General features: G+C 36.8%; 24 protein-coding genes. 12 read left to right on the top strand and 12 right to left on the bottom strand.

What is annotated here, in order from left to right; genetic code table 11:
* Positions 1 to 101: 101 nt before the first annotated feature.
* A complete protein-coding gene (locus SOP96_RS10755) occupies positions 102 to 1,826 on the top strand; it encodes an amidohydrolase (protein WP_326320938.1) in 1,725 nt (574 codons plus the stop codon).
* Between the two features lie 77 nt (positions 1,827 to 1,903).
* On the opposite strand, the gene SOP96_RS10750 is transcribed toward SOP96_RS10755, so the two are convergent.
* The 9 genes from SOP96_RS10750 to pdhA all read right to left on the bottom strand — a co-directional run bounded on the left by SOP96_RS10750 (position 1,904) and on the right by pdhA (position 9,875).
* Positions 1,904 to 2,515 carry an inorganic pyrophosphatase gene (locus SOP96_RS10750; RefSeq protein ID WP_326320937.1) on the bottom strand — a complete coding sequence of 204 codons (612 nt, stop codon included), beginning with the start codon at positions 2,513 to 2,515 and terminating at the stop codon, positions 1,904 to 1,906.
* 24 nt (positions 2,516 to 2,539) lie between these two features.
* Positions 2,540 to 3,052, bottom strand: coding sequence for a DUF7935 family protein (locus tag SOP96_RS10745; RefSeq protein WP_312176211.1), 513 nt, complete (start codon positions 3,050 to 3,052; stop codon positions 2,540 to 2,542).
* A 199-nt stretch (positions 3,053 to 3,251) separates the two neighbouring features.
* The gene (locus SOP96_RS10740; RefSeq protein WP_326320936.1) at positions 3,252 to 4,118 is read right to left on the bottom strand and encodes a hypothetical protein; all 867 of its coding nucleotides are present in this window, start codon (positions 4,116 to 4,118) and stop codon (positions 3,252 to 3,254) included.
* Complete coding sequence (gene radC / locus SOP96_RS10735; RefSeq protein WP_326320935.1) at positions 4,115 to 4,792, bottom strand: RadC family protein; 678 nt, start codon at positions 4,790 to 4,792, stop codon at positions 4,115 to 4,117. The genes SOP96_RS10740 and radC overlap by 4 nt, the downstream gene beginning before the upstream one ends.
* A 10-nt stretch (positions 4,793 to 4,802) precedes the next feature.
* Positions 4,803 to 5,567: a DUF6263 family protein gene (locus SOP96_RS10730; RefSeq protein ID WP_326320934.1), complete on the bottom strand. Its 765-nt coding sequence runs from the start codon at positions 5,565 to 5,567 to the stop codon at positions 4,803 to 4,805.
* A 12-nt stretch (positions 5,568 to 5,579) separates the two neighbouring features.
* A complete protein-coding gene (locus SOP96_RS10725) occupies positions 5,580 to 6,161 on the bottom strand; it encodes a murein L,D-transpeptidase catalytic domain-containing protein (RefSeq protein WP_326320933.1) in 582 nt (193 codons plus the stop codon).
* 13 nt (positions 6,162 to 6,174) lie between these two features.
* The gene (locus tag SOP96_RS10720) at positions 6,175 to 6,843 is read right to left on the bottom strand and encodes an ABC transporter ATP-binding protein (RefSeq protein ID WP_326320932.1); all 669 of its coding nucleotides are present in this window, start codon (positions 6,841 to 6,843) and stop codon (positions 6,175 to 6,177) included.
* Between the two features lie 308 nt (positions 6,844 to 7,151).
* Complete coding sequence (locus SOP96_RS10715; protein ID WP_326320931.1) at positions 7,152 to 8,765, bottom strand: pyruvate dehydrogenase complex dihydrolipoamide acetyltransferase; 1,614 nt, start codon at positions 8,763 to 8,765, stop codon at positions 7,152 to 7,154.
* A 108-nt stretch (positions 8,766 to 8,873) separates the two neighbouring features.
* Positions 8,874 to 9,875, bottom strand: coding sequence for a pyruvate dehydrogenase (acetyl-transferring) E1 component subunit alpha (pdhA, locus tag SOP96_RS10710; protein WP_326320930.1), 1,002 nt, complete (start codon positions 9,873 to 9,875; stop codon positions 8,874 to 8,876).
* Between the two features lie 126 nt (positions 9,876 to 10,001).
* On the opposite strand from pdhA, the gene SOP96_RS10705 reads away from it, so the two are divergent.
* Entirely contained in the window at positions 10,002 to 10,604 is a 603-nt protein-coding gene (locus tag SOP96_RS10705) for a phosphatase PAP2 family protein (RefSeq protein ID WP_326320929.1), read from the top strand.
* Positions 10,605 to 10,613: 9 nt separating this feature from the next.
* Positions 10,614 to 11,075 (top strand): BlaI/MecI/CopY family transcriptional regulator, encoded by a 462-nt coding sequence (locus SOP96_RS10700; protein ID WP_326320928.1) that lies wholly within the window; start codon positions 10,614 to 10,616, stop codon positions 11,073 to 11,075.
* Positions 11,076 to 11,150: 75 nt separating this feature from the next.
* Here the strand turns inward: SOP96_RS10700 and SOP96_RS10695 are convergent, their stop codons facing one another.
* Both SOP96_RS10695 and SOP96_RS10690 read right to left on the bottom strand, forming a co-directional pair.
* Positions 11,151 to 12,704 carry a T9SS-dependent choice-of-anchor J family protein gene (locus SOP96_RS10695; protein WP_326320927.1) on the bottom strand — a complete coding sequence of 518 codons (1,554 nt, stop codon included), beginning with the start codon at positions 12,702 to 12,704 and terminating at the stop codon, positions 11,151 to 11,153.
* Positions 12,705 to 12,867: 163 nt separating this feature from the next.
* Positions 12,868 to 13,275: an RNA recognition motif domain-containing protein gene (locus SOP96_RS10690; protein ID WP_066436206.1), complete on the bottom strand. Its 408-nt coding sequence runs from the start codon at positions 13,273 to 13,275 to the stop codon at positions 12,868 to 12,870.
* Positions 13,276 to 13,663: 388 nt separating this feature from the next.
* Here SOP96_RS10690 and SOP96_RS10685 point away from each other — a divergent pair, with 388 nt between their 5' ends.
* The 9 genes from SOP96_RS10685 to pdeM all read left to right on the top strand — a co-directional run bounded on the left by SOP96_RS10685 (position 13,664) and on the right by pdeM (position 24,084).
* Positions 13,664 to 14,065 carry an acyl-CoA thioesterase gene (locus SOP96_RS10685; protein ID WP_326320926.1) on the top strand — a complete coding sequence of 134 codons (402 nt, stop codon included), beginning with the start codon at positions 13,664 to 13,666 and terminating at the stop codon, positions 14,063 to 14,065.
* Positions 14,062 to 14,622, top strand: coding sequence for a helix-turn-helix domain-containing protein (locus SOP96_RS10680; protein WP_326320925.1), 561 nt, complete (start codon positions 14,062 to 14,064; stop codon positions 14,620 to 14,622). Before SOP96_RS10685 ends, SOP96_RS10680 begins: the two co-directional genes overlap by 4 nt.
* A 204-nt stretch (positions 14,623 to 14,826) precedes the next feature.
* On the top strand, positions 14,827 to 17,670 hold the full coding sequence (locus SOP96_RS10675; protein WP_326320924.1) for a heavy metal translocating P-type ATPase: 2,844 nt from the start codon (positions 14,827 to 14,829) through the stop codon (positions 17,668 to 17,670).
* 103 nt (positions 17,671 to 17,773) lie between these two features.
* On the top strand, positions 17,774 to 18,502 hold the full coding sequence (locus SOP96_RS10670; protein ID WP_326320923.1) for a DUF72 domain-containing protein: 729 nt from the start codon (positions 17,774 to 17,776) through the stop codon (positions 18,500 to 18,502).
* A 127-nt stretch (positions 18,503 to 18,629) separates the two neighbouring features.
* Entirely contained in the window at positions 18,630 to 19,496 is an 867-nt protein-coding gene (locus SOP96_RS10665) for a polysaccharide deacetylase family protein (RefSeq protein WP_326320922.1), read from the top strand.
* A 241-nt stretch (positions 19,497 to 19,737) separates the two neighbouring features.
* Positions 19,738 to 20,397: a YggS family pyridoxal phosphate-dependent enzyme gene (locus tag SOP96_RS10660; RefSeq protein ID WP_326320921.1), complete on the top strand. Its 660-nt coding sequence runs from the start codon at positions 19,738 to 19,740 to the stop codon at positions 20,395 to 20,397.
* A gap of 56 nt (positions 20,398 to 20,453) precedes the next feature.
* Positions 20,454 to 21,638, top strand: a complete 1,185-nt coding sequence (locus SOP96_RS10655) for a sigma-54-dependent transcriptional regulator (protein WP_326320920.1) — start codon at positions 20,454 to 20,456, stop codon at positions 21,636 to 21,638.
* Between the two features lie 93 nt (positions 21,639 to 21,731).
* On the top strand, positions 21,732 to 23,117 hold the full coding sequence (locus tag SOP96_RS10650; protein ID WP_326320919.1) for an MATE family efflux transporter: 1,386 nt from the start codon (positions 21,732 to 21,734) through the stop codon (positions 23,115 to 23,117).
* Positions 23,118 to 23,439: 322 nt separating this feature from the next.
* The gene (pdeM, locus tag SOP96_RS10645; protein WP_326320918.1) at positions 23,440 to 24,084 is read left to right on the top strand and encodes a ligase-associated DNA damage response endonuclease PdeM; all 645 of its coding nucleotides are present in this window, start codon (positions 23,440 to 23,442) and stop codon (positions 24,082 to 24,084) included.
* A 302-nt stretch (positions 24,085 to 24,386) separates the two neighbouring features.
* On the opposite strand, the gene SOP96_RS10640 is transcribed toward pdeM, so the two are convergent.
* The gene (locus SOP96_RS10640; RefSeq protein WP_326320917.1) at positions 24,387 to 25,145 is read right to left on the bottom strand and encodes a GLPGLI family protein; all 759 of its coding nucleotides are present in this window, start codon (positions 25,143 to 25,145) and stop codon (positions 24,387 to 24,389) included.
* Positions 25,146 to 25,171 lie beyond the last annotated feature (26 nt).

The following is a 25,171-nucleotide window of genomic DNA, read 5'->3' as shown; positions in this document are numbered from 1 at the left end:
GTAATTAGCTTTATAAATATAATAAAATTTTCTAATGATCTGTAAATTAATCAAAAAGATAAATCGTAACTTTAAACTTCACCAATAAATGAATTAATATAATGAAAAATTTTTTCTACATGACCTTTTTCCTGCTATTACTTTATAGCTGCCAAAGCAGAGTTCAGGAACAAAGAGCAGACATTGTATACTATGGAGGAACAATCCTTACCATGGAAAATGACATTCCTTTGGCAGAAGCCGTTACTGTTGTAAACGGCAGAATACAATTCGTGGGATCAAAATCCGATGCTGAAGAATATACAGGCTATCAAACAAAGAGAGTTGATTTGCTAGGTAAAACACTTCTGCCTGGATTCATAGATGCTCACGGACATCTTACTTCTCGTGCGGGAATGATGCAGGTAGCCGACCTTTCACCAACACCGTATGGTACTGTAAATTCTATTACCGATTTGCAAAATGTCATTAGAGAATACATTCAAAAAAATAATATTCCTACAGACCAGCCTATCATTGGTAACGGATATGATGATGCGATCATGACCGAACATAGACATCCTACAAAAGAAGAACTGGATGACATCACTATCACTAATCCTATCATTATTGTTCATGCATCCGGACATACAAGTGTTGCTAACAGTGCTATGCTGAAGCTTTCAGGCATTACTGAATCTTCAGAAGATCCTCAAGGTGGCCACTACGGAAGAGATAAAAAAACAGGAAAATTAAACGGTAAGCTTGAAGAAAATGCAAGTTTTGCAGCACTTCTCACATTAACCCAAAAATTAGGCAGCGCAGCAAATGCCAAGTCTCTGGCTATAGATAACCTTATGAAGGCCCAAGAAGAATGGTTGAGTTACGGACAAACTACAATCTGCGACGGAAGAACAATGGGCGAAAATGTGACCCTTTTGGAAGAAGCTTCTTCAAAGGATTTATTTAAGGCTGATATCGTTTATTTTCCGGACTATGAATATTTCAAAAAGAGCTTTGCTTTTTTTAAGCCTAAATATATGCGGTATTATAGTAAACACCTGAAACTTGGCGGTTTCAAGTTTTCGGATGACGGCTCTCCACAGGCAAAAACAGCGTGGCTTACCCAGCCTTATTTTAAACCTCCTGAAGGACAGAGTTCCGATTACAAAGGTTTTCCTATTTTTTCAGATGAAGTACTTTATGATGATCTTAAAACAGTATTTCAAAATCGTATGACCGCGCAGCTCCATGTAAACGGTGATGCAGCCATTGATCAGGCTCTGAGAGTAATTCAAAAATTAAAAGATGAAAAAATTTACACTCCCGATTTACGAGCTACTCTCATTCATGTACAGAACAGCCGTCCGGACCACATCAAAAAAATTAAAGATGTAGGTGTAATTCCTTCTTATTTTTCCACACACGCCTATTTGTGGGGTGACTGGCATTTTTCAAGTGTTTTCGGGCCGGAAAGGGCTGCATTTATTAGTCCCGCAAACTCTGCCTTAAAGGCCGGAATTCTGTTTACCATTCATCACGACGCTCCTGTTACTCCGCCAGATCTTATCACAGCGATGTATGCGGCAGTTAACAGGAAAACCCGTTCGGGGATGATTCTCGGTCCTGATGAAAGAATTACACCGCTGGAAGCTTTAAAAGCAATTACCATTAATGCTGCTTATCAGATTCAGGAAGAAGACCGGAAAGGTTCAATAAAAACCGGAAAATTAGCAGATTTTGTGATACTTGATCAAAATCCGCTTACTATCGAACATGATAAAATCCGCAATCTGAAAGTGCTGGAAACCATAAAAGAAGGAATTTCGGTTTATCAGAGAAAATAGAATTATAATAAACTTAAAAAACAAGGAAGCCGTCTCGTAAAATGAGACGGCTTCTTTTATATGGAATAACTTTATTTTTATCCTCCGTATTTATTGGCATAATCTTCCTGCGAAGCTTTAATCACTTTTTTAGCGTGTTCCGCTCCGTACACTTCCTGGATTCTGCATTTTGCAGGCTCATCCGGTAAGTTTTTATAGGTTAAAAAGTAGTGCATTAATCGTTTCACTTCTGCTTCAGGCAATTCTGAAATATCCCTGAAATGTCCGAAAGCGTGGTCACCGATCATTACGGCTACAATTTTATCATCAGCTTCTCCTCCGTCGATCATTTTAAATCCGCCGATTGGAATAGCTTCCATCAAAAGTCCTCCTGCATGGATGTTGTGTGAGCTTAAAACACAGATATCAAGCGGATCATGATCTCCCATGGTAACATCATTCGCACCTCTTTCGATAGCTAAATTCATTACAGCAGTATCACAGTATGTTCTCGGAACAAAACCGTACAATGCCGGAATGATGTTGGAGAATTTCTGCGGCCTGTCTACTTTCAAAAACCCGGTTTCTTTATCTACTTCATATTTGATGGTGTCAGAAGGAACGATCTCCACGAAAACGTTTACAACATTCGGCGCATCTTCTCCTGCAGAAATACCATGCCATGGATGTGCTTTAAAATTTGGAATCATTATTTAATTGAATTTATTTTTTAATTATGTTATTATTAAAATTTCTCTTCTCAGGTCTTCTATAGTCGCAGAGATATAATCTTCCCCATTTATAAAATTCATGATAAAAATGGTCTTGAATTCATCGAGTGTCGCATTTCCGCTGATTTCACTATAGGTTTTATGAAGAAGCTCTATGATGGCATTTTTAGAATCTACAATGTTTTTCCAGGAATTTTTGGTAATATACAGCTGCTGGGAAGCATTATAATCAAATTCTTCATTGATGGCCTTTTCCGTAAGGAAGATAAATTCATGAACGGCAAGACCTTTATCAAAACGCTGAATAAGATGGGAAGGTTTCAGTCTTTCCATAAAAAGCGTCATTCTTTCGTAGGACTGCGCTTTATTGCCGGTATTCGATTTTACGGTAAGGAGTTTGATTTCCTGTTCTTTAAGCCTGATATAGGTAAATACGAATTGTCTTAGCAAAACCAAAAAAGGGATTGCAATAATCAATGCAAATGCATACGGTAAATATCCTGAAAAACTAGCCATAATTGAGGTAGCAAAATTAATGATATTTTCTGAATTTACCGTGAAAATCATATAAGTATTCCCGATTCTTTTTTATCAGAAAATTTTATGCAGAATGAAACGAAAATATTTATTTTTGTGGTGCTTTAATCATTAGCGAGTTTATCAGAATGATGATTCTAAATGAAGCTTAATAAAAGGAAACAAATACCGAATAAAATTAAGAGAGTTTCTTTAAAATTCTGCTTTGCAAACAAGGATATTCCCGGAGCTCACCACCAAAACTTTTGAAAAAAATCTCAATTCCGCGGATGTTGCTCCCCATGAAATTAAATTCTTTTTCGTGAATATACTTATTCAGGATTTTATCAATTAAAAAGGAAGGTCCGTTTTCAGTTTTGTAAGTTTCATCATTAATTAAGGCCAGTAAAGAAAGCTGTGTGTGTTCATCTACCATAACAGCAACATTAATCAGCTTTTCCTCCAGATAGGCCGCACATAATTTCAATGAACTATTCCGGTGGAGAAAGTTCATATAATCTCTGAACTTTTTAATATCGGTTTCTTTTTGAAGCCCTTTAAAATGCTTTTCAATAAAGGAAATATGCTCTGTGCTTAATTCAATCTCTTTATAAATAAGATGTTGTGCGCATTTTGCAGTTGATTTTCTTCCTTTAAAATATTTCTTTCTTCGTAAAAGTACATAATCTGATATGGGAATCGTATAATTCTTTTTTGTGTCTAAACTTTTGGAAAAGGAATTATGATGATTAAAAGAATACAGAAAGACTTTATAATTTTTTTTCAGAAATTGTAAAAACCTGTCATTGACTTCAATATCATCTTTTTCTGAAAAAACGCCTAATTGCTGACAGAAAAGCGGCATAATTACAAAATTGATTCCAAATTTCTTTTTCAGCGGAAGAGGTACAACAGCTCTGTAATCATCATATATTAAAATCTCCCAATTTCCAGAGAGTTCATCCAATACCTCTTTCTTGGCATACCAGTTTTGTTGTGCAGAATTTTCCAGGCATTTTGTATATTTCTGAAAATCAATTTCATGATATTTCACTCTTCTTATCATAATAATCCGTCGTCTGAAAAGCTAAAATAGGAATTTTGGGTGATGATAAGGTGATCCAGAAGCTGAATATTCATCGTTTCTCCAGCAATCTTTATTTTTTTCGTAATATCAATATCTTCCCGGCTCGGCTGTAAACTTCCCGAAGGATGATTGTGCGCAATAATAATTCCCGTTGAAAAATGATCTAAAGCTGTTTTAAATAAAACCCTGATATCCACAATAGACTGATTAATTCCTCCCTGTGTTAATTGTACAAAATGGATCATCTTATTGCTCCTGTTCAGAAAAATTGCCCAGAATTCTTCCGTTCTTAAATCTGATAAATGATTTCTGAAAATTTCATAAGCCGATCTGCTGCTTGAAATTACAGGTTTCTCCGGCACTTCCTGCCCGGCTCTCCTTCTCCCTATTTCCAGTGCAGTCGCAATAGAAATAGCCTTCACCTGTCCCACTCCTTTAAATTTCATTAAATCTTTTACCGACAACAGACTGAGCTGGTTCCAGTTGTTATTCACCGAAGCCAGGATTCTTCTTGCAAGCTCCACTGCAGTTTCATCTCTATTTCCGCTGCCCATAATGATGGCCAGCAATTCGGAATCGGAAAGCGAACTTTTGCCTTTCAGCAAAAATTTTTCACGAGGCCTGTCGTCTTCAGCTAAAAATTTAATGGACATAAAAAACTAATTAAAAACCTTCGATTTTAGGAGTAATGGTAAAAGTGGCAGTACCGCCGCCAAACTGAACCGGCATATTTCTTTCGGCAGAAATCAAAGCTTTTGTTTTGCTGTCGAAAACATATTTACCTTTAATATCCGTATCTTTCATTACCTCTGCTACACCTTTCATGGTTGAATTAATGGTAAATTCCACCTTGTTATCTTTAGTGCCTTTGTAGGTAAAACTGCTTGTAACCGGCATAATAGATTTCGTCAAAGGATTGGAAGTGTCTACTTTCCATGTAAATCCCTCTTCCACCGTTTCTCTCGGAAAAGCAAACGGAATAATGTTATAGGTGCTTAAACTGCTCTCATCTGAAGCTTCTTTGGTAAATTTCTGATTCTCAAGAATATTTCCGAATTTGTCTATTTTAAAAGTAAACGGATTGTTAATCATCGGCTTGAGCTCTTCGCCTAATCCGTCATCAGAATCGGAAGGTTCCCTGGAATCAAAATGAACTTCTTCTCCAAACATTTTCTGGTTGAAAGTCATTCTGGTAATTTCTCCCGTAATATAATAATTGGAGCTTTTGTCTACAGAATCTACGCGGAATTTCACCTCAGTAGCTTCATTCATGCCGCCGTTATTATTACCTTTGGTGGAAGAAGCATAGATTAAGGTCTGCTCAAAGCCCTTTGGAAGATTAAGCGATAGGTTTTCTTTTTGAAGTTCTTTTTTTTGGCAAGACATCACCATTAATAATGATGCCGCAAGAATAGAAATATTTTTCATGAATTATTTAGTTTAATAAAAAGCGTATAAAATTACGGGGGTTTCTGATTGATCGATCAATTTTGAAGTTTCATTAAATGCATTCTTTGAAAGCATCGGACATCCGAAACTTAAACATGCAGGTGCAGAAGATTCTTTGTCGGGAATACAATGGTAAGAATGCAGCACGATAGCTCTTGATCTTGCATTGCTGTTCGTACTGTCGAGTCCGTCAAGACGGTATGCCTTCCCGAATTTCCCGAAATAACTTTCGCGGATCGCATATTTACCTAAAGAAGACTGATGGGAACCGTCAACATTACTGAAAATTAAATCCTGAGAGTTCCTTGCCACCGAACCATCTCCGTGAGAGACAACTGCCTTTTGTATGATTATATTGTTTTTCAGGTCATAAACAAAATACCTGTATTTTCCGGAATGGATTTTAAAATTGATAAAAACCGCCAGATCCTGATTGTAATCTTTTCCTTTAATAAATGTTTTAACCTCGGAAATTCTTGTTGCAGGTATATGTGAAGATATATCTGAACGCTGAGCTTCAAATTCTGAGCAGGATGTAAAAAACAGAAGTAAAAAAATAAAGTGTTTCATCATTTGTGCAAGTTTTTTACTCTATAATCATTCCGTCTTTCATAACCAGTTTCCTGTCTGTAATTTCTGCAAGATTGGGGTTGTGGGTCACAATGACAAAAGTCTGGTTGTATTTATCCCTCAGATCAAAAAATAAACGGTGAAGATCATCGGCATTTTTAGAATCGAGGTTTCCTGTAGGCTCATCAGCAAAAATTATCTTCGGAGAATTGATTAAAGCTCTTGCAACAGCCACTCTCTGCGCCTCACCTCCCGAAAGCTGGTTGGGTTTATGATGCACTCTCTGTTCTATTTTCAGGTCTTCGAATAGAGCATAAGCCTTTTCCGTTGCTTCTTTATCACTGGCTCCGGCAATTTTAGTGGGCAGAAGCACATTTTCCAGTGCCGTAAATTCCGGAAGAAGCTGATGAAACTGAAATACAAAACCAATATTCTGGTTTCTGAATTTAGAAAGCTGCTTATCATTCATATTGATGAAAGATTCACCGGCAATGGTAATTTCGGTATCAAATTTCGATGAAGTAGTCGGCTGGTCCAGCGTTCCCAAAATCTGTAAAAGCGTAGACTTTCCGGCCCCGGATTCTCCAACTATAGAAACAACCTCGCCCATCTTAATATGAATATCAACTCCTTTTAATACTTCTAAATTTCCATAAGATTTATGGATATTTCTTGCTTTAATCATAATCCAAAAATAGTAATTTGATTTTAAAATACAGATAAAATTTAAGGCAAATTCCAAACTGTCTTTTCTTCGTTTTCAATACTTTTTTAGGAGCTGTTTCCAGCTATCCACTATTACTCCTCACGCCAATGCCTGCCACAGCCAATCCATCAGCTTTCCGGCTCGTGCTGCGGGGTAACCGTTACTATCTGGGCTAGGTAATTGTTAACTGTAAAAAAATAAAGCTTCAAGGTTTTAAAAACCTTGAAGCTTTGCAAAACGCTTCTCAATATAAAAAGCGCTTTTTATAATTTAAGAACTTTAGAAAATTACAGTAACAAAGTTAAAGGATTTTCAAGATACGTTTTTAAAGTCTGTAAGAACTGTGCTCCTGTAGCACCGTCTACCACTCTGTGGTCGCAGGCTAATGAAAGCTTCATGATGTTCCCAACTACAATCTGACCGTTTTTCACAACCGGTTTTTCAATAATCGCTCCTACCGATAGAATCGCAGAGTTTGGCTGGTTGATGATGCTTGTAAATGTTTCGATACCGAACATTCCAAGATTTGAAATAGAGAATGTAGAACCTTCCATTTCATTGGCTTTAAGGCCTTTGTTTTTCGCTCTTGCAGCCATGTCTTTCACCGCAGCAGAAATCTGGGTATAATTCATCTGATCGGTATTCTTAAGAACAGGAACCACCAGTCCGTCCGGAATGGCAACCGCTACTCCGATATTGATGTTTCCTCTGTGAATGATCTTATCACCCGCCCAGCTTGAATTTACCTGCGGATGTTTTCTTAATGCAACAGCAGTTGCCTTAATAATCATATCGTTGAAAGAAATTTTGGTATCCGGTAGAGAATTGATTTCTTTTCTCGCCTCAATAGCCTTATCCATGTTGATTTCAACCATCAGATAATAATGAGGAGCGGTGAACTTACTTTCAGAAAGGCGTTTTGCGATAACGTTTCTTACCTGTGAATTCGGGGTTTCCGTATCTTCACCCTGAACGAAGCTTAATGCTGCCTGTGCGACAGGACTTGCAGCCGAAGCTGAAGCAGCCGGCTTCGTCGCAGAAGGCTGGTAATTTTCAATATCTTTTTTAACGATTCTTCCGTTTTCTCCTGAACCCTGAATGCTGTTGATGTCAACCCCTTTTTCCTGAGCCATTTTCTTTGCCAGAGGAGAGATGGCAACTCTGTCTGAAGATGATGTATGGGCAGCCGGAGCAGCTTTTTCTTCTTCTTTAGCTTCTGTTTTCTTTTCAGGAGTTTTTTCTGATGAAGCAGCCGCAGCTTTAGGAGCGCCAACTGCAGAAACATCCGTTCCTTCAGGTCCTATGATTGCCAGTACGGAATCTACCGGAGCAGCACCGCCTTCTTCAACACCCTGCTTCAATAGTACGCCATTGAATTCGGATTCAAAATCCTGGACGGCTTTATCCGTTTCAATTTCAGCAAGAAGATCTCCTTCTTTTACAGTATCTCCAACATTTTTATGCCATTTTGCTACTTTCCCTTCCGTCATGGTGTCGGAAAGTCTCGGCATTGTAATCACTTCCACTCCCGCAGGAACTTCCGCATCAGCCTGTTCCATGCTTGTTGCGCTGTTTTCTGTTTTATGGTCTTCCTCTGTTTTTTTTTCTTCAGAATCATTCGATTTAGGAGCCTCACCACCGGTTAATCCTGAGATATCTTCACCTTCATTACCGATAATTGCCAGTACGGAATCTACAGCAGCAGCACCGCCTTCTTCTACTCCAATGTATAAAAGGGTTCCTTCTACTTCAGATTCAAAATCCTGAACGGCTTTATCCGTTTCAATTTCTGCTAAAATATCTCCTTCCTTTACTTTATCTCCTACTTTTTTATGCCATTTAGCCACCTTACCTTCCGTCATTGTATCGGAAAGACGTGGCATTGTAATTACTTCTGCCATAATTTATTTTAATTTGAAAATTTGGTAATTTGTTTATTTGAAAATTAAAAAAGATATGATAATAAATCATTTTCAAATTTTCAAACTTTCAAATTGACTTATTATCGTTTAGTTTTCTAATTTGTCTAAGAACGGGTAATCTTCCTGAGCGTACACATACTCGTAGATTTTTTCAGCATCCGGATATGGTGAATTTTCCATAAACTCAATACATTCTTCCACGAAATCTCTTGATTTGTTGTCCATCGCTTCCAATTCTTCTTCGGTAGCCCAGCTGTTTGCCAGGATTCTTTGCTTGATCAGCTCAATCGGGTCGTCATTTTTATGAATGGCGACTTCTTCTTTAGATCTGTATGGTTCCGCATCAGACATAGAGTGACCTCTGTAACGGTATGTTCTTGCTTCGATGAAGGTAGGCCCGTCTCCTCTTCTTGCTCTCTCGATTGCTTCATAAGCAGCTTCAGCCACTTTTTCAGGATCCATTGCATCTACGGCAAGACAAGGCATTTCGTACCCTAACCCTAATTTATAGATATCTTCGTGGTTGGCAGTTCTTTTTACAGAAGTTCCCATTGCATATTGGTTGTTTTCCACAACAAAAACTACCGGAAGCTTCCAGTTCATGGCCATGTTAAACGTTTCATGTAATGAACCCTGTCTAGCAGCTCCGTCCCCGAAGAAGCAGATATTTACCGCTTTTCTGTCGAAATACTGATCTGCAAAAGCAATTCCGGCACCTAAAGGAATCTGACCACCAACAATTCCGTGGCCTCCGTAAAACCTGTGCTCTTTGCTGAAAATGTGCATAGATCCACCCATACCTCCAGAGGTACCCGTAGCTTTACCACAAAGTTCGGCCATAATTCTTTTAGGATCTACTCCCATCGCCATCGGATGGATGTGACATCTGTAAGCAGTGATCATGCTGTCCTTGGTTAAATCCATTGCATGCGCAAATCCGGCAGGAATAGCTTCCTGACCATTATACAAATGTAAAAAACCTCTGATTTTTTGCTTTAGATAAAGAGAACGGCATTTGTCTTCAAACCTTCTCCACATTGTCATATCTTCATACCACTTCAGGTATACCTCTTTAGAAAATTCTTTCATGTGTTGAGCTCTTGCTTATTTATTATGAAATAGTTGAGCAAAATTATAAAAAAACTTTGTTTTTATTGTATACCTGCCCATTGTTTTTTTGCTTATAATATTATATTTACATGGTCAAACTTAATTATGGAAGAAAAACACCCTTCATTTATTCATAAAATCTCAAGAATTGTATCCGATTTTTTTAATCCTCTGATTTCCTTGATTATTTTTTTTATTTATATGAGCATCAAAAATTACGCTCTGAAAGATTCTCTGCTCTACTTTCTTCCGGTAGTGTTAATGATTATACTCCCTGTAATCATCTGGCTGGTTTGGAACGTAAAAACCGGCAGATATACCAATATGGATGTTTCCAACCGTAATCAACGGAAGAGCTTGTATTTCTTCATTGCAGCATGTGTAATATCTTATCTTGCATTTAATTATTTTAAAAACGGTTATATAGATCTTGTTATGCTGTTTATTCTGATTCTGCTTTTCGCCATGCAAATCAGTAATTATTATATTAAAAGTTCCATGCATACTGCTTTCAATATTTTTGTTGCTGCCTTATTTTTCGCCATGGATACGGGTTTTGGATTAATGTGGCTGGCTATTGCAGCATTGGTAGGTCTCACAAGAGTTATCTTAAAAAGGCATACTCCGAAAGAAGTATTCATGGGTGCCGGGATTGCAATTGTGGTATCTTTTATTTATCTTTATTGCAATATTCAGTTTCAACATTAAGAATTTCATATGAAAATAAATCATCTTACATCTGCTGAGGAAAACTTAATGAGGCTGTTGTGGAAGTTCGGGTCTTTTTATCTGAAAGAAGTTATGGAGCAGCATCCTGAACCGAAGCCACATCAGAATACCGTTTCAACCTATTTAAAAATATTGGTAGAAAAAGGTTATCTCTCAACGGAAAAAGAAGGGAGAATATTCAGATATCAGACTATTGTACCAGTTGAAGAATACAGAAAGTTTTTACTTACCCAGCTTTCTGATCATTTTTTCAGCGGTTCGGGGAAGGAAATCGTAAGCTTCATGATTGATGAGCAAATAGTTTCTGAAGATGAGCTTAGAGATCTCAATATTAATTTCGATACCGAACAAAAAAAAGAACCTGAGTTTGAATATGCCAATGAAATTCTTAATCCTAAAAAAGATAAAAAGAAAAGCAAGGATAAAAAGAAGAAGAAAAAGAAAGAATAGGACGAGTAAAAACTTTCAACATAAATAAAGGCTGCCTCAATCTTGAGACAGCCTTACTAATTTAGTAAATATCTTCTAGTCTTTAACTACTTTAAATGACTGGTCTTTTCCTTCGGATTTTACTCTCAATAGATACACTCCTTTTTTCAGGTCAGAAACACTGACCTGTTTCGCATCTTTATCAATTGTTCTGATAAGTTGCCCCGTCATTGAGAAGATTTGAATGCTGTTGAGTTTTTTATCAGAATTGATATTCAATACATCTTTTACAGGATTTGGATATACCTTTACATCTGTATTATTTTTAGTAATGTCATTTACTGCCAGTACAGAAGCATCTACAACAGAAACATTGTCTATATCTACACCTCTTGCCCAGTTGGAAGTTCCTTCGAAAGCAATGGTATAATTTGCAGATTTATTTGGAAGCGGAATGCTCACATCAATCCACGCTGCATTTTCCGTCGTATAAGAACTTCCTATCTGCGTCCATGCATCGGAAGGGTTTGCTTTATAATAAATTCTTAGTTCATCCACATCACCAAACCAGTTTACATTGGCAAGGCTGAATCTAAGCTCAGGAGAAGCAACTGCGGAAATATTTAAAACCGGCAATAATAATTTAGCTTTATTTCCAGGTGTTGTCGTTCTGAACTCTGCCATTCTCGGAGCAGACTTCGGTGTTATGGAACTGTTTCCATTGGCTGTTACATAACTCCATGTAGCGGTTCCGCCTCCGGTAACGGCTTCATTAGCCCAGCATGAAGGAATTGTTGCTGCATCAAAGTTTTGTGTATAAGGGAATGATGCAATCGGAGCACAGATCGTTGTAAAAGAATTTGCAGCACTCCATGCACTGAAACCGTTTGTACCGCAATTAGACCGTATATAAAACTGATATCCGGTAGAAGCTGAAAGGTTAGGAATTACAGCAGAAGTAGTTGAAGAAGTGATAATCGTACCGGTTCCCTGTGTAAATCCTGTAGGTCCGTATTCAATCTGATAAGTTGCTCCGGCTGTAGGAGAAGCCGTCCAGCTGATGTTTGCCGAAGTTGGCAGCACTGAATTTATCGTTACAATAGATGGAGGAGCGCATGCCGGAAGAGCGCCCAATGAGATGTCATCAAGATCGAAATAAAACTTATCGGTAGTAGCAGAATGAAAACCTATATAGATAGTTTGTCCTACATATGCAGAAAGATCGTAGCTATATTTATAAAAATTAGCTCCGCTCGGAGGGGCTACAGTTGCTGCCAGATTAGTGGTAAATGCGGCAGCTGTAGGCGTTGTTGTAGAAATTTTCACGCTGATGGTTTCCGGGTATAGAGGATCACGGCTTCTGGCATAAAAAGAAAGAAAGTCGCTTACGCCTGCTGTTACTGTAATGGCAGGTGTAACTAAATAATCATCGTGAGCCGAAGAACTATAGCCTATGGAAGCAGTGTTTGCACCACTGTAAGCAGTAATAGTTCCTCCCGTATAGTTTACGATGGACCATGTATTGGCGTCTCCGCCGTTTAAGACAGTCCAACCTGCCGGGATTGTTGTTCCTGCGTCAAAATTCTGTGTAAATTGCGCATTGGCAATGATAGGCATTGCTAATAATGCAAAAAGTAATTTTGTTCTCATAATTATTAATTTAATTTATAACGTTAACTTACGAATAATCCACTAATTAACCAAATAAAATTTATAAAATATGAGAGAAATGCATTATGCTTACATAATTAATAATATAATACAAATATCATGGCATAAAAAAAGCGGCTCTTAAAAGAGCCGCTTATATTTTTTACCAACGTTTTCCGCCGCCGTTACCGCCACGGTCTCCACCGCCGTAACCTCCACCGCTTCTGTTGTTACCTCCGTAACCTCCACTTCTGTTGTTACCACCTCCATAACTTCCGCCGCCTCTGTTGCCTCCGCCTGCGTTGTTACTGAAAGTTCTTCTTGGCTTTTCCTCTCTTGGTTTAGCCTCTGAAACATTAAGTGTTTTTCCGTTGAATTCTTTCTGATTAAGAGCCTCAACAGCCTGCTGACCTTCAGCGTCTTCCATTTCGATGAAACCGAAACCTCTTGAACGGCCAGTTTCTTTGTCTGTAATGATTTTTACTGAAGAAACTTCTCCAAATTCTGAGAATAGATCTTGCAACTCGTAGTCTTTCGTTGCGTAATTGATGTTTGAAACAAAAATGTTCATCTGAGTTAAAAAATTAAAAATGTTAAAAATGATTTGGTTTATAAAAGAAAAACAACATAAAGAATGAACAAATATTGATTCCAGATATAAGACAGGTGCAATATACAACTTATAATGTCATATCAAAAGCTTTTTTGAAAATATTTTAATAAAATTTTCAATCAATAGATAAGTTTGTTAAAAAGTATTAATTCATCATAAAATTTTTATGAATATTTAGTAAAAATGTAATTATTAATAACATATATATTGTAACTAAATTTTCAATGCAATTTAACGTTTAGTAAATTATCGAGAAAATAAATAATCATCTTTCAGACGGTAAATGCTGATTTGTTGGATAATGCAGGTTATAAACATTAAATTTGCACCGGAAATATCAACGATTATGAATTACCATACAAGAAAATGGGTAAAACCCGAAGACCTCAACCCTAACCAGTCTTTATTCGGGGGAAGATTATTGCAGTGGATTGATGAAGAAGCAGCATTATACGCAGTGATCCAGCTTGAAAATAAAAAAGTTGTTACCAAATTTATCTCAGAAATTAATTTTGTAAGCTCTGCAAAACAGGGAGATATTATCGAAATCGGAATTGAAGTCTCTTCTTTCGGATCTACCTCTCTTACGCTAAGGTGTGATGTAAGAAATAAAATGACCCATCAGACCATTATTACCGTCGATAAAATCGTAATGGTAAATCTTGACGAAAACGGCAATCCTGTGCCACACGGTAAAACTAAAGTAGAGTTTGTAAAAGACAGGCTGAACAAGCAAAATCCCACATGAAAATCTATATAAAAAATATGGTCTGCGGAAGATGCATCACTGCTGTTTCCAATATTTTTAATGAAATGAATATTGATGTTAAAAATATCAGCCTCGGCGAGGCAGAAACTCCATCTGATCTTTCGGAAGAAAACCTTTTGCTGCTGGAAAAACTACTGGAGAAAACAGGTTTTGAAAGGATAAAGGATTCTACCCGACAGATTATTGAAAAAATTAAAAACCTCATCATTACAAAAATCAGTGAACTCGATATTGATGAAGGTTTTCTCCTGTCCGAATTTTTAAGCAGCACGCTCCATAAAGACTACAGCACCCTTTCCAAAACATTTTCCCAGAACGAAAACATTACCCTGGAACAGTTTTTTATCCTTCAAAAAATTGAAAAAGTAAAAGAATTGCTTCTTTATAATGAATTTACCTTAACGGAAATTGCAGGAAAGCTTGGTTATAAAAGTGTTCAGCATTTATCATCCCAGTTCCGGAACAGCACCGGTTTTACTCCTACAGAATTTAGAAAACTGAAAGTTCACACCCGGAAACCGCTGGATCAGATTTAAACGGTCTGAGTGTTTTAGAGTTTGAGTGTTTAATGCATTTTTACTTTTTGGCAACATTGAAATATTTAATCAAAAACTTATAAAATATTGCAGCTCCTACTCTGTAACTCTACAACACAAACAAAATTCTGTAAACATTATCCTTAAATGTGTAACAGCTTTCCGGTATAGTTTTGGAAATTTGTATGATAAATAAAAAGGATCATGCAATATCAATATAAAATTCTCGGGATGACCTGTTCCGGCTGTCAGAAAAAAATTTCTGAAAAACTCAACAGTCTGGAAGGCATCAAAGCTGATGTCAATCTGGAAAACAGCACGGTAATCATTATTTCAGATAAAGCAATCGATTTAAGCATTTTAAATAATACCCTAAAAGAGACAGGAAATTACAAGCTTGAAAATACTGCTAACCCCGATAATACTTTTATAAAACCTCAGGATCGCGTTTCCCCGTCGTCGGTGTACTATTGCCCGATGGAATGTGAAGGCGAAAAAGTGTATTTTCAGCAAGGAAAAAGATGTCCTGTCTGCAATATGTATTTGGTGCCGATTGAAGAAAAACACGCCAAAGATCCAAATTTTAAACCCGTTTATTCCAAAACGAATCTTCCGGAAAACTTTAAAGATCATATTGATGAATATTATTGTCCGATGTTTTGTGAAGGCGATACAATTTATCCTGAAAAAGGAGATTGCCCGGTCTGCAACATGCATTTAGAAGAAATTACTGAAGAGTTGGTTAAAAATTCAGACACAAACATACCTTATAATTCGCATCATCATCAACACCAGCATAAGACACAGAAAGTAACCGATGAAATGGCAGGGAAATATTACTGTCCAATGTTTTGTGAAGGCGATAAAGTTTACGACTCCAATGTGGGATGTCCTGTCTGCGGAATGGATTTGGTAAAATATCCTGAAAAGAAAACCGCAAAATACACCTGTCTTATGCATCCGGAAATCATCCGAAATGAGCCGGGAGAATGCCCGATCTGCGGAATGGATCTCGTGAAGATGCCAGAAAGAGAAGACAACAATGAAGATGAAACCTACAAAATTTTAAAGAAAAAATTAATCATTTCTTTAGCATTTACAGTGCCCGTTTTCATTCTTTCCATGGGAGGAATGTGTATAGGCTTTCCGTTTTCTCATCAGATTCAGGGAATTATCGAATTGATTTTAACGCTTCCTGTACTGTTTTACTCAGGATGGTTTTTAATGAAAAGGGGCTGGGTTTCATTTAAAACATGGAACCTAAATATGTTCAGCCTTATCGCACTTGGTGTTGTGGCTGCTTTTCTTTTCAGCATTATCGCATTGATTTTTCCGGATATCATTCCTCATGAAATTCGGGGAGAACATCACGAAACACCTTTATATTTTGAAGCCGTTTGCGTGATTTTAACATTGGTCATTTTGGGACAGCTAATGGAAGCGGCAGCGCACAGGAAAACAGGAAATGCCATCAGGGAATTAATGAATCTGTCTCCCGACGAAGCTAATATCATCATCAACGGCGAAGAAAAAAGAATACCGCTTTCACAGGTTAAAATCGGGGATTTTCTGAAAGTAAAACCAGGTGAAAAAATACCGGTTGACGGAAAAATTACGGAAGGAAGCTCGAGCATCGATGAAAGCATGATTACCGGTGAACCGATTCCCGTTGAAAAAAATGTTAATGATAAAATTTCTTCCGGAACCATCAACGGAAATCAGGTTTTCATGATGAAAGCCGAAAAGGTGGGTGAAGACACTTTGCTTTCACACATCATCAGGATGGTTAACGAAGCCAGCAGAAGCAAAGCTCCTATCCAGAAGCTTACCGATAAGGTTTCAAAAATATTTGTTCCGGCAGTTATTGCAGCAGCTGTTCTCACATTTATCTTGTGGCAGTTTTTCGGACCCGAAGGAAAGAGAAGCCTTTTTGCTTTTGTAAATGCCGTCGCTGTTTTAATTGTGGCCTGTCCTTGTGCATTAGGTCTTGCCACCCCAATGTCTCTTATGGTAGGAATCGGGAAAGGTGCCAGAAACGGAATTTTAATAAAAAATGCCGAAGCACTTGAACACATGAATAAGGTAAATGTCTTAATCACCGACAAAACAGGAACATTAACCGAAGGAAAACCGTCGGCCGAGCATATTGAAGCTATTGACGGCGATAACAATTTAATGCTGAAATTAGCCTATTCATTAAATCAGAACTCAGAGCATCCTTTATCCAACGCCGTTATAAAAAAAGCAAAAGAAGAAAACATTACTGCTGAAAAAGTTCAAAACTTTGAAAATATCTCCGGGAAAGGAGTGAAGGGAAATATTAATGGCAAAACAGTTTATGTAGGAAATGAAAGTCTTCTTACTTCGAATCAGATCTCAATTTCAAAAGATCTTAAAAAGAAAGCAGCCGAAGTACAATCGAAAGCACACACCGTTTCTTATGTAGCGGAGAATGAAAAGGTATTAGGATTCATCAGTTTTACCGATAAAATAAAGGATAACGCTAAAAAATCAATCCAGCAGCTGGTAAGCGAAGGAATTGAGGTAATGATGATGACCGGCGATAATGAACACACCGCAAAAGCCGTTGCCGACGAACTCGGAATTAAACATTTTAAAGCCAATTGCCACCCTGAAGACAAGTTGAATGAAGTAAAAAAATTACAGCAGCAGGGAAAAATTGTTGCCATGACCGGCGACGGGATCAACGACTCTCCTGCCCTTGCCCAGGCCAATATCGGAATTGCCATGGGAACAGGAGCAGATGTTGCTATAGAAAGTGCCGAAATCACTCTACTGAAAGGCGATATTTCCGGTGTGGCAAAAGCAAGGATTCTGAGTGAAAAACTTTTAAAGAATATCAAAGAAAATTTATTTTTTGCCTTTATCTATAATGTTTTGGGAGTTCCGGTTGCGGCAGGATTATTGTATCCGTTTTTCGGGATACTGCTGTCTCCTATGATTGCCGCGGCGGCAATGAGCGTAAGTTCACTTTCTGTTATCTTAAACTCACTGCGTTTAAATTCGGTTGATCTCAATAGTAGATAAATTTTGATCTCCCGCTGATTTCACGGATTTGGCAGATGTTTATGAAATTTAATTGAAAATAATCCGCGCCATCTGCTAAATCTGCGAGAGAAAATATAAAAACATGGAAAAGGAAAATCTATATATCGGCTGCTCAGGTTTCTACAATAATGACTGGAAAGGATCGCTCTATCCGGAAGATGCCAAAAGTAAAGACTTTCTTATCTTATATGCCCGGGAGTTCAACTGTGTAGAAATCAATTCCACTTTTTACAGAAAACCAACTGCAAAGACACTCATCAAGTGGACCGATGAAACGCCGGATGAGTTCAGGTTTTTTATAAAAATTCCAAAAATCATTTCTCACGAAAAAAGAATGAAAGACTGCAAAGAGGAAATCATTGCTTTTTGTGAACATATTGAATCTCATCTGAAAGAAAAATTATCAGGCTTCCTGTATCAGTTTCCACCATCTTTCAGAAACACTCAGGAAAATTTGGAGACAATTCTTCAGAATATTGATTTTAATTACTTAAATGTTATTGAATTCCGTCATGATTCATGGTGGGATGAACAGGTTTTCAATATACTCAAAGAAAATAATATAGTCGTTTCAGGTGTAAGCTTTCCCGGAAACCTTCCTGAAGATGTTATCATCAACCATTCTGATATTCTTTATTACAGGCTTCACGGAAAACCTGTGCTCTACAAATCTGAATACAGCGAAGAATTCCTGAATGATTTAGCTCAAAAAATTAAAAAAGCCCATCGCAAAACTTTTATATTTTTTAATAATACCTGGGGAACTTCTGCTGTTAAAAACGGATTGTATTTAAAAAGTATTCTGAAATAAAATGCTTTATAAATATTTTATTAAAATAAAATTAAAAAGCAAATTTCCTGATAAAGAGGCATAATTTTTGTTAAGAAATATTTGGAATTTTTAACAATTTTTAACAAACTAAACTCCATTAAATTTTATGACAAAAACTTTTGCGGAAAAGTCTTTCTATAAGGCTTTTCTCGGGATGCTTGCATTGGTGAGTGCAACTTCAATTCTAAGTAACAGCTGTAATCAGAAAAAAGACAAGAAAGAATCAGAGAAGATGATTCAGAAAGACCATCCCGTCGCAAAAATTGTCCCCAAACTACATGATGAAAATGTTCCAACTGATAAAAGAGTTATCTATTTAACTTTCGATGACGGCCCCAACCGAGGAACGGAAAATCTTCTTAAAATACTTCACAAAAGAAATGTCTGCGCCACTGCTTTTCTGGTAGGAAAACATGCGTATGGAAGCAAAAAACAACAGCAAGACCTTCAGCTTCTTAGAAAAGATAGGCTGATCGAACTTGCCAATCACAGCTTTACGCATGCTCATAACAAATACACCGATTTTTATAAAAATCCGGTAGCAGTTGTTCATGATTTTGATGCAGCTAAAGACAGCCTGAAACTCTACGATAAAATTGCAAGAACACCCGGAAGAAATATCTGGAGGCTGAACAATATTACCGTGACAGACCTGAAAAGTTCTACGGAAGCCGCCAACAGCCTGAAAAAAGCAGGTTACAAAGTAATCGGATGGGATCTGGAATGGAAACCGACCAATACGATGGCCTTAAAAGGTAATCACGAAGCCATGCTGAAAAAGGTAGACAGCATTTTCTTTAACGATCTTGAAAAAACGTCAAGACACTTGGTTTTTCTTACCCACGATCAATATTTAACCGATGCAGATTCTATTAATGAGCTTGATCTATTTATTCAAAAACTTCAGAAAAGCAACCGTTTTGTTTTCAGGAAAATCTCAGAATATCCGGGAATTAATGAAATACTGAACTGAAATATTTCTTTAAACTTTATTTGAATTTATTACCACAAAAGACCCGAAAGATTAAAAATATATTTAAAGTTTTTTGTTAGTAAGATTGATAATAAAATCTTATAAGTTTTTAAAAATCTTTTATGTGTTCTTTGTTTATCTAAAAAAATAATTTTAAACTAATCTTTTGTGTCTTTTGTGCTTAAATTTAAATTAACGAGATCTGATTACATTTTAATTTAAATTTCAGAAATTTGCAGGTATGAGCATTCAGGAAAATTACTACGCTATAAAAAGCCAGCTTCCTCAACACGTGGAATTGGTAGCAGTTTCAAAAACCCACCCGGTTTCTGCGATTCAGGAAGTGTATGGTCTCGGGCAAAAAGTGTTTGGGGAAAACAAAGTACAGGAGCTGACTGAAAAATATCCGCTTCTTCCAAAAGATATAAAATGGAATCTTATAGGACATCTCCAAACCAATAAAGTAAAATATATTGCCGAATTTATTGATACCATCCAGAGTGTGGACTCGGAAAAACTGATCCGTGAAATCAATAAAGAAGCAGGAAAATACAATCGCAGGATCAAAATACTACTCCAGGTAAAAATTGCCGAAGAAGATACCAAGTTCGGGCTTGAAACCGAAGAGGCAAAAAATCTTTACCAAAAGTACCTCAATGGTGAATTTCCTAACATCACCATTACCGGCTTAATGGGAATGGCGACTTTCACTGAAGATGAAAACCAGATTAAAAAGGAATTTTTAACTCTTAAAAAGCTTTTTGACGAATTAAATCAACAACAGCCTTTAGAAACATTATCTATGGGAATGAGTGACGACTTTCCCATCGCCATTGAATGCGGAGCCAATTCGGTGCGCGTAGGATCGGCAATTTTCGGCAGAAGAGATTATTCAAAATAGTGTATTAGGTATAGTTTTTGCTAATAATTCAATCAAAAAAATCTAAATTTGCAACTATGCAAAAAATCCTTATTGTAGAAGACGAAAAAGCAATCTCCGGAGTACTCCAAAGTATTCTTTCCGATGAACTTACTGACTATCAATTCGTAATCGCCGAAGACGGCCTTGAAGGTTATAAACAGGTAGAAAAAGAAGATTTCGCACTGATCATTTCCGATATTAAAATGCCCAAACTTTCAGGAACTGAACTTTTGAAACAGAGTTTAGCCCTAAAGCCGGAATCCACTTTCATTATGATTTCAGGACATGCAGACATTGATTCTGCAGTTTCCTGCCTTAAAGACGGCGCTTACGATTTCATTTCCAAACCCATCGATATCAACAGACTTATTACCAGCGTAAAAAATGCCTTAGCTAAAGAAAGCCTGAAAAAAGAAAATAAAAATCTTCAGACAGAGAACAAAACGCTTAAAAGAAAGGTAAGCAAAAAATATCAGATGATTGGTGAATCAGCAGGTTTAAAGAAGATCCAGGACATGATTGAGAAAGTAGCTGCGTCTGATGCAAGGGTTTTAATTACAGGCCCGAACGGAGCCGGGAAAGAACTTGTTGCACATGCCATTCATAACCAGAGTGACAGGGCAAGAGGCCCAATGATCGAAGTAAACTGTGCAGCAATTCCTTCTGAATTAATTGAATCTGAATTATTTGGTCACGTTAAAGGATCTTTTACAGGAGCCATTAAAGATAAACAGGGGAAATTTGAGCAGGCCAACGGCGGAACTATTTTCCTTGATGAAATTGGTGATATGAGCCTAATTGCCCAGGCAAAAGTACTCAGAGCGTTACAGGAAAGCAAAGTATCTCCTGTAGGAAGCGATAAAGAAATTAAGGTTGACGTAAGAGTTCTTGCCGCTACCAATAAAAACATGCAGAAGGAAATTGAAGCAGGAAGATTCCGTGAAGACCTTTATCACAGGCTTTCTGTAATCGAAATCTACGTACCGCCTTTGGATGAAAGAAAAGAAGACATTAAATCACTGGTTGAGCATTTCGCCGGAATAATCTCCGATGAGCATGGAACGGCTCCGAAGAAATTTGATGATAAAGCTATTGAAGCCTTAAAAGCACTTTCCTGGACAGGTAATATCAGAGAGCTGAGAAACGTTGTGGAAAGGCTGATCATTTTAGGAGGAAACACTGTTTCTGCCGAAGATGTTGCAAGTTTTGTAAGGAAATAATGTAAGTATTACTTCAAATAAATTATAAAAATTGCAGTATCTCTTGTTACTGCAATTTTTTTTGATTTAAAAACTATATGAACCTCAAACTATATGAACTTTTTAAATAAAAACTATACAAAAGAATGCCTTACTCTGGCACTTCCGGTAATGCTTACGCAGGTCGGACAGGTTTCGGTAAATCTTTTTGACAATATCATCGTGGGAAAACTACTGGGAGCTGATGCTTTAGCCTCTGTTTCATTGGGAAATGCTGTTTTTTTCTCGATGTTTGTATTGGCATTGGGTTTTTCTTTCGCAATTCCCCCGCTGGTTTCGGAAGCGCATTCAAAGCACGATCACAAAACGATCAATTCTGTGTTCAGCCATGGTTTTGTGATTAATATGACGGTCGGAATCATTTTAATGGGAATTCTGCTTTTGGGGATGCCGCTGCTCTACCGTTCCGGGCAGCCGGAAAAAATTGTTCCCGATACGGTTGATTTCCTTACCATCATGGCGATCAGTATCGTTCCGTTTATGGCTTTTCAGACCTTGAGAGAAGTTTCGGAAGGATTATCCTATACAATTGGTGTTACTAAAGCTACAATTATTGCGAATATCATTAATATCGTTTTAAATTATGTTTTCATTAAAGGTCTTTTCGGGTTTCCGCCAATGGGCGTGAAAGGTTCCGCATTAGCTGGTCTTATTGCCAGGATCTTTATGGTTGTTTTTTTGTATTTTGTTCTTTTAAAACAGGAAAAAACCAGACGTTACATCAAAGATTTTTCTTTAAAGATTGAAGTTTTTTCTAAAAAAATGTTCGATAGAATGGTGAGATTAGGTTTACCAACTGCCCTGCAGATGTTTTTTGAAGTGACCGCTTTTGCCGGAGCTGCTTTCATCTGCGGACTGATTTCTGCACATGATATTGCTTCCCACCAGATTGCTTTGAGCATGGCTTCGTTTACCTTTAACCTTTGTATCGGTTTCAGCGTTGCTTCTACGGTGATGATCGGCAGAAAATTGGGCGAGCAAAACTTTACGGAATTACGAAAAGTAGGAATCAACAACCTGAAAATAGCCTTTATTTTTATGGGCATTTGTGGAATCGTTTTTATCCTGGGACGAAATATTCTCCCTACTTTTTTCACCAAAAAAGAAGAAATTGAAGTGATTGAATTGGCTGCAAAACTTATGATTATTGCGGCTCTGTTCCAGCTTTCAGACGGAATTCAGGTAACGGCTTTAGGAACACTCAGAGGAATGCAGGATGTAAAAATCCCTTCCATTTATACTTTTATTGCCTACTGGATTATTACGATTCCTTTGGGATATTTTCTGTGTGTGACACTAGAAATGGGCGCTTTCGGAATGTGGATTGCGCTGGGGCTCGGACTTACCATTTCCGCTTTATTCCTGGTGAAAAGGTTTCTTAATTTATCCGCAAAAAGAATTAAAAGCAATATGGAAAGTGAATTGAAAAGCAATATATAACCAATAAGGTTTTATTAAAACGCAAAAAAGAAAAAAAATTTAGAGGCTTATTTACGGAAAATAAAATTCTAAAATGAGCAGACAATTGACAATGAACACCGCTCCAGAGGAGCGGAATCTGCGTAGGAAACATATTGTAAAAAGAACAGAACTCCGTAGGAGTTCAATCTAATTGACGGCAAAATGATACAAATTATTAAGTAAGACTTAGATCTTTGTGAAATTTTTGCGTTGAAATAGACATTATTAATAGCGGATAATTAAATCAAGTTTCTTTTTGTGGTTAAATTATTTAACAGCTTAATAAGTATTTCTGAAAAGAATGAATGTACAGACTAAAAAAATAAAAATCCGTCAGGAAATATTTACTTTAACCAATCAAAGGGCGTTGTTCTGGGAAGAACAGAAAGCCCTTATCCTTTCGGATTTACATATCGGGAAAACCGCTCATTTCCGGAAAAACGGAATTGCTCTCGCCAACCAGATTATGAAAAATGACCTGGAACGCCTTTCTATTCTCATTGAATATTTTAAGCCTGAAAAATTTGTTGTCGTAGGAGACCTTCTTCACGCCGGCGATAATTCGGATGTGGATGAATTCTGCGCTTGGAGAAATCAGTACAGCAATCTGCAGTTTCATCTTATTGAAGGAAACCACGACAGAATTTCAAAAAAGCTGGAATCTAAATTATGCTTAAATTTTAAATCTGAATTAATGGAAGTCGAAGATTTTATATTGATTCATGACTTTGAAAAAAAACACCAAAAATTTCAGATTACCGGACATATTCATCCGGGGTTCGTCATTAATTCTGCCGTAAAAAAAATAAAGCTGCCGTGTTTTGTCGTGACGGAAAACCAGCTTCTGCTTCCGGCTTTCAGCGAATTTACCGGACTGGACACCAAAAATCTCCCTAAAAAAGGAAGATTCTATGTATTTACCGATTCCGAAATTTATGAGATTTAATTTGATTTTTTCATGAATCAATTTACCATTAAAACATTGTTATGAAATACTAAAATCTAAACGTTTGAGTGAAATGAACACCTGATTAAGCGTTTTTTACATTCCGTTTAAGCTTTCTTATATTCCATTTAGGTATTTTTACTGAAGTTTAAGTTTACTATGCAATATTTTAAATACTTTGTCAAAATTTCAGCTGTTTTTAGTAAAACTTAATATATGGGTAACAATATGTAGTAGTGCTTCCAAAAATTAATAAAATTAATTTAATGGCTCACCCACATTTACGGACAGCCTAAGTTTTTTTATTCAAAAGGCTTTAACTCAAGTGGGTTATTAAATCTCTTTTGTTTTTTTTTCATAACTTCATCAAATTCTTTTCTCATTTCTCCTTGTAAAACAGGTAGAGAGGCTGATGTAAATTGAAGATTAAATGAGGCTTTTAAATAATTTTCTTTTATATAATTTTTGAAACTTCCCAAATTAAAATTAAATTCGTCGTTGAACTTTTCTATTTTGGTGACAGTAAAATGATAATCGTCTTTTGTATCATATAGTTCAAAAATTAGGCCTGGTAATCCGCAAAATTTATAAGGTCCTAAGGATTGCGGATATTCTTTTGAAAAATAGGCAATCCACCTTCTTCCAAATTTATTAGTAGCCGCCATTTGACATCTTATGCCATTGATTACTTTAGTATCTCCATAAAGGACCCATTTCATTCTAACATTTTCCTGATACCTTATTTTACTTTCAGTAACAGTTAAAAAAGTATTAGTAATCCCATTTTTTTTTATTACCCTTTCTTGAAAATAATCACTAATTGCTCTTAAGTCAATACCCTTACTTTCATACTGCCCTGTATCATTTAGATAATTTTGATAAGCACCAAAATAATAATCTTGCGAATTACCTATTAATGCAAATTCTTGCTCTTTTTTAAAATTGTCTCCTAATTTAAGAGAAGAATCATAAATAACTCTTATTGAAGGAGTGAAAGAAATTTTTTGTGCAAAAAAAGAAAAACTTAATAAAGTAGCTAATAAAAGAAATATCCTATTCATTATATAATTATTAATAAGGCTGCCCT

Source organism: Chryseobacterium salviniae (assembly GCF_035819015.1).
GTDB lineage: Bacteria > Bacteroidota > Bacteroidia > Flavobacteriales > Weeksellaceae > Chryseobacterium > Chryseobacterium salviniae.
Note: the sequence above shows the minus strand (reverse complement) of the source record. Positions and strands in the feature narration are given on the sequence as shown.

Bases quoted from the DNA above. Each gene is read 5' to 3' on its own strand.
- SOP96_RS10715 (WP_326320931.1), bottom strand. From the start codon at position 8,765: ATGGCAGAAGTAATTACAATGCCACGTCTTTCCGATACAATGACGGAA.
- radC (WP_326320935.1), bottom strand. From the start codon at position 4,792: ATGTCCATTAAATTTTTAGCTGAAGACGACAGGCCTCGTGAAAAATTT.
- SOP96_RS10655 (WP_326320920.1), top strand. From the start codon at position 20,454: ATGCAAAAAATCCTTATTGTAGAAGACGAAAAAGCAATCTCCGGAGTA.
- SOP96_RS10720 (WP_326320932.1), bottom strand. From the start codon at position 6,843: ATGATTAAAGCAAGAAATATCCATAAATCTTATGGAAATTTAGAAGTA.
- pdhA (WP_326320930.1), bottom strand. From the start codon at position 9,875: ATGAAAGAATTTTCTAAAGAGGTATACCTGAAGTGGTATGAAGATATG.
- SOP96_RS10695 (WP_326320927.1), bottom strand. From the start codon at position 12,704: ATGAGAACAAAATTACTTTTTGCATTATTAGCAATGCCTATCATTGCC.
- SOP96_RS10730 (WP_326320934.1), bottom strand. From the start codon at position 5,567: ATGAAAAATATTTCTATTCTTGCGGCATCATTATTAATGGTGATGTCT.
- SOP96_RS10670 (WP_326320923.1), top strand. From the start codon at position 17,774: ATGGAAAAGGAAAATCTATATATCGGCTGCTCAGGTTTCTACAATAAT.
- SOP96_RS10750 (WP_326320937.1), bottom strand. From the start codon at position 2,515: ATGATTCCAAATTTTAAAGCACATCCATGGCATGGTATTTCTGCAGGA.
- SOP96_RS10740 (WP_326320936.1), bottom strand. From the start codon at position 4,118: ATGATAAGAAGAGTGAAATATCATGAAATTGATTTTCAGAAATATACA.
- SOP96_RS10650 (WP_326320919.1), top strand. From the start codon at position 21,732: ATGAACTTTTTAAATAAAAACTATACAAAAGAATGCCTTACTCTGGCA.
- pdeM (WP_326320918.1), top strand. From the start codon at position 23,440: ATGAATGTACAGACTAAAAAAATAAAAATCCGTCAGGAAATATTTACT.
- SOP96_RS10660 (WP_326320921.1), top strand. From the start codon at position 19,738: ATGAGCATTCAGGAAAATTACTACGCTATAAAAAGCCAGCTTCCTCAA.
- SOP96_RS10745 (WP_312176211.1), bottom strand. From the start codon at position 3,052: ATGGCTAGTTTTTCAGGATATTTACCGTATGCATTTGCATTGATTATT.
- SOP96_RS10755 (WP_326320938.1), top strand. From the start codon at position 102: ATGAAAAATTTTTTCTACATGACCTTTTTCCTGCTATTACTTTATAGC.
- SOP96_RS10705 (WP_326320929.1), top strand. From the start codon at position 10,002: ATGGAAGAAAAACACCCTTCATTTATTCATAAAATCTCAAGAATTGTA.
- SOP96_RS10690 (WP_066436206.1), bottom strand. From the start codon at position 13,275: ATGAACATTTTTGTTTCAAACATCAATTACGCAACGAAAGACTACGAG.
- SOP96_RS10680 (WP_326320925.1), top strand. From the start codon at position 14,062: ATGAAAATCTATATAAAAAATATGGTCTGCGGAAGATGCATCACTGCT.
- SOP96_RS10640 (WP_326320917.1), bottom strand. From the start codon at position 25,145: ATGAATAGGATATTTCTTTTATTAGCTACTTTATTAAGTTTTTCTTTT.
- SOP96_RS10700 (WP_326320928.1), top strand. From the start codon at position 10,614: ATGAAAATAAATCATCTTACATCTGCTGAGGAAAACTTAATGAGGCTG.
- SOP96_RS10685 (WP_326320926.1), top strand. From the start codon at position 13,664: ATGAATTACCATACAAGAAAATGGGTAAAACCCGAAGACCTCAACCCT.
- SOP96_RS10725 (WP_326320933.1), bottom strand. From the start codon at position 6,161: ATGATGAAACACTTTATTTTTTTACTTCTGTTTTTTACATCCTGCTCA.
- SOP96_RS10665 (WP_326320922.1), top strand. From the start codon at position 18,630: ATGACAAAAACTTTTGCGGAAAAGTCTTTCTATAAGGCTTTTCTCGGG.
- SOP96_RS10675 (WP_326320924.1), top strand. From the start codon at position 14,827: ATGCAATATCAATATAAAATTCTCGGGATGACCTGTTCCGGCTGTCAG.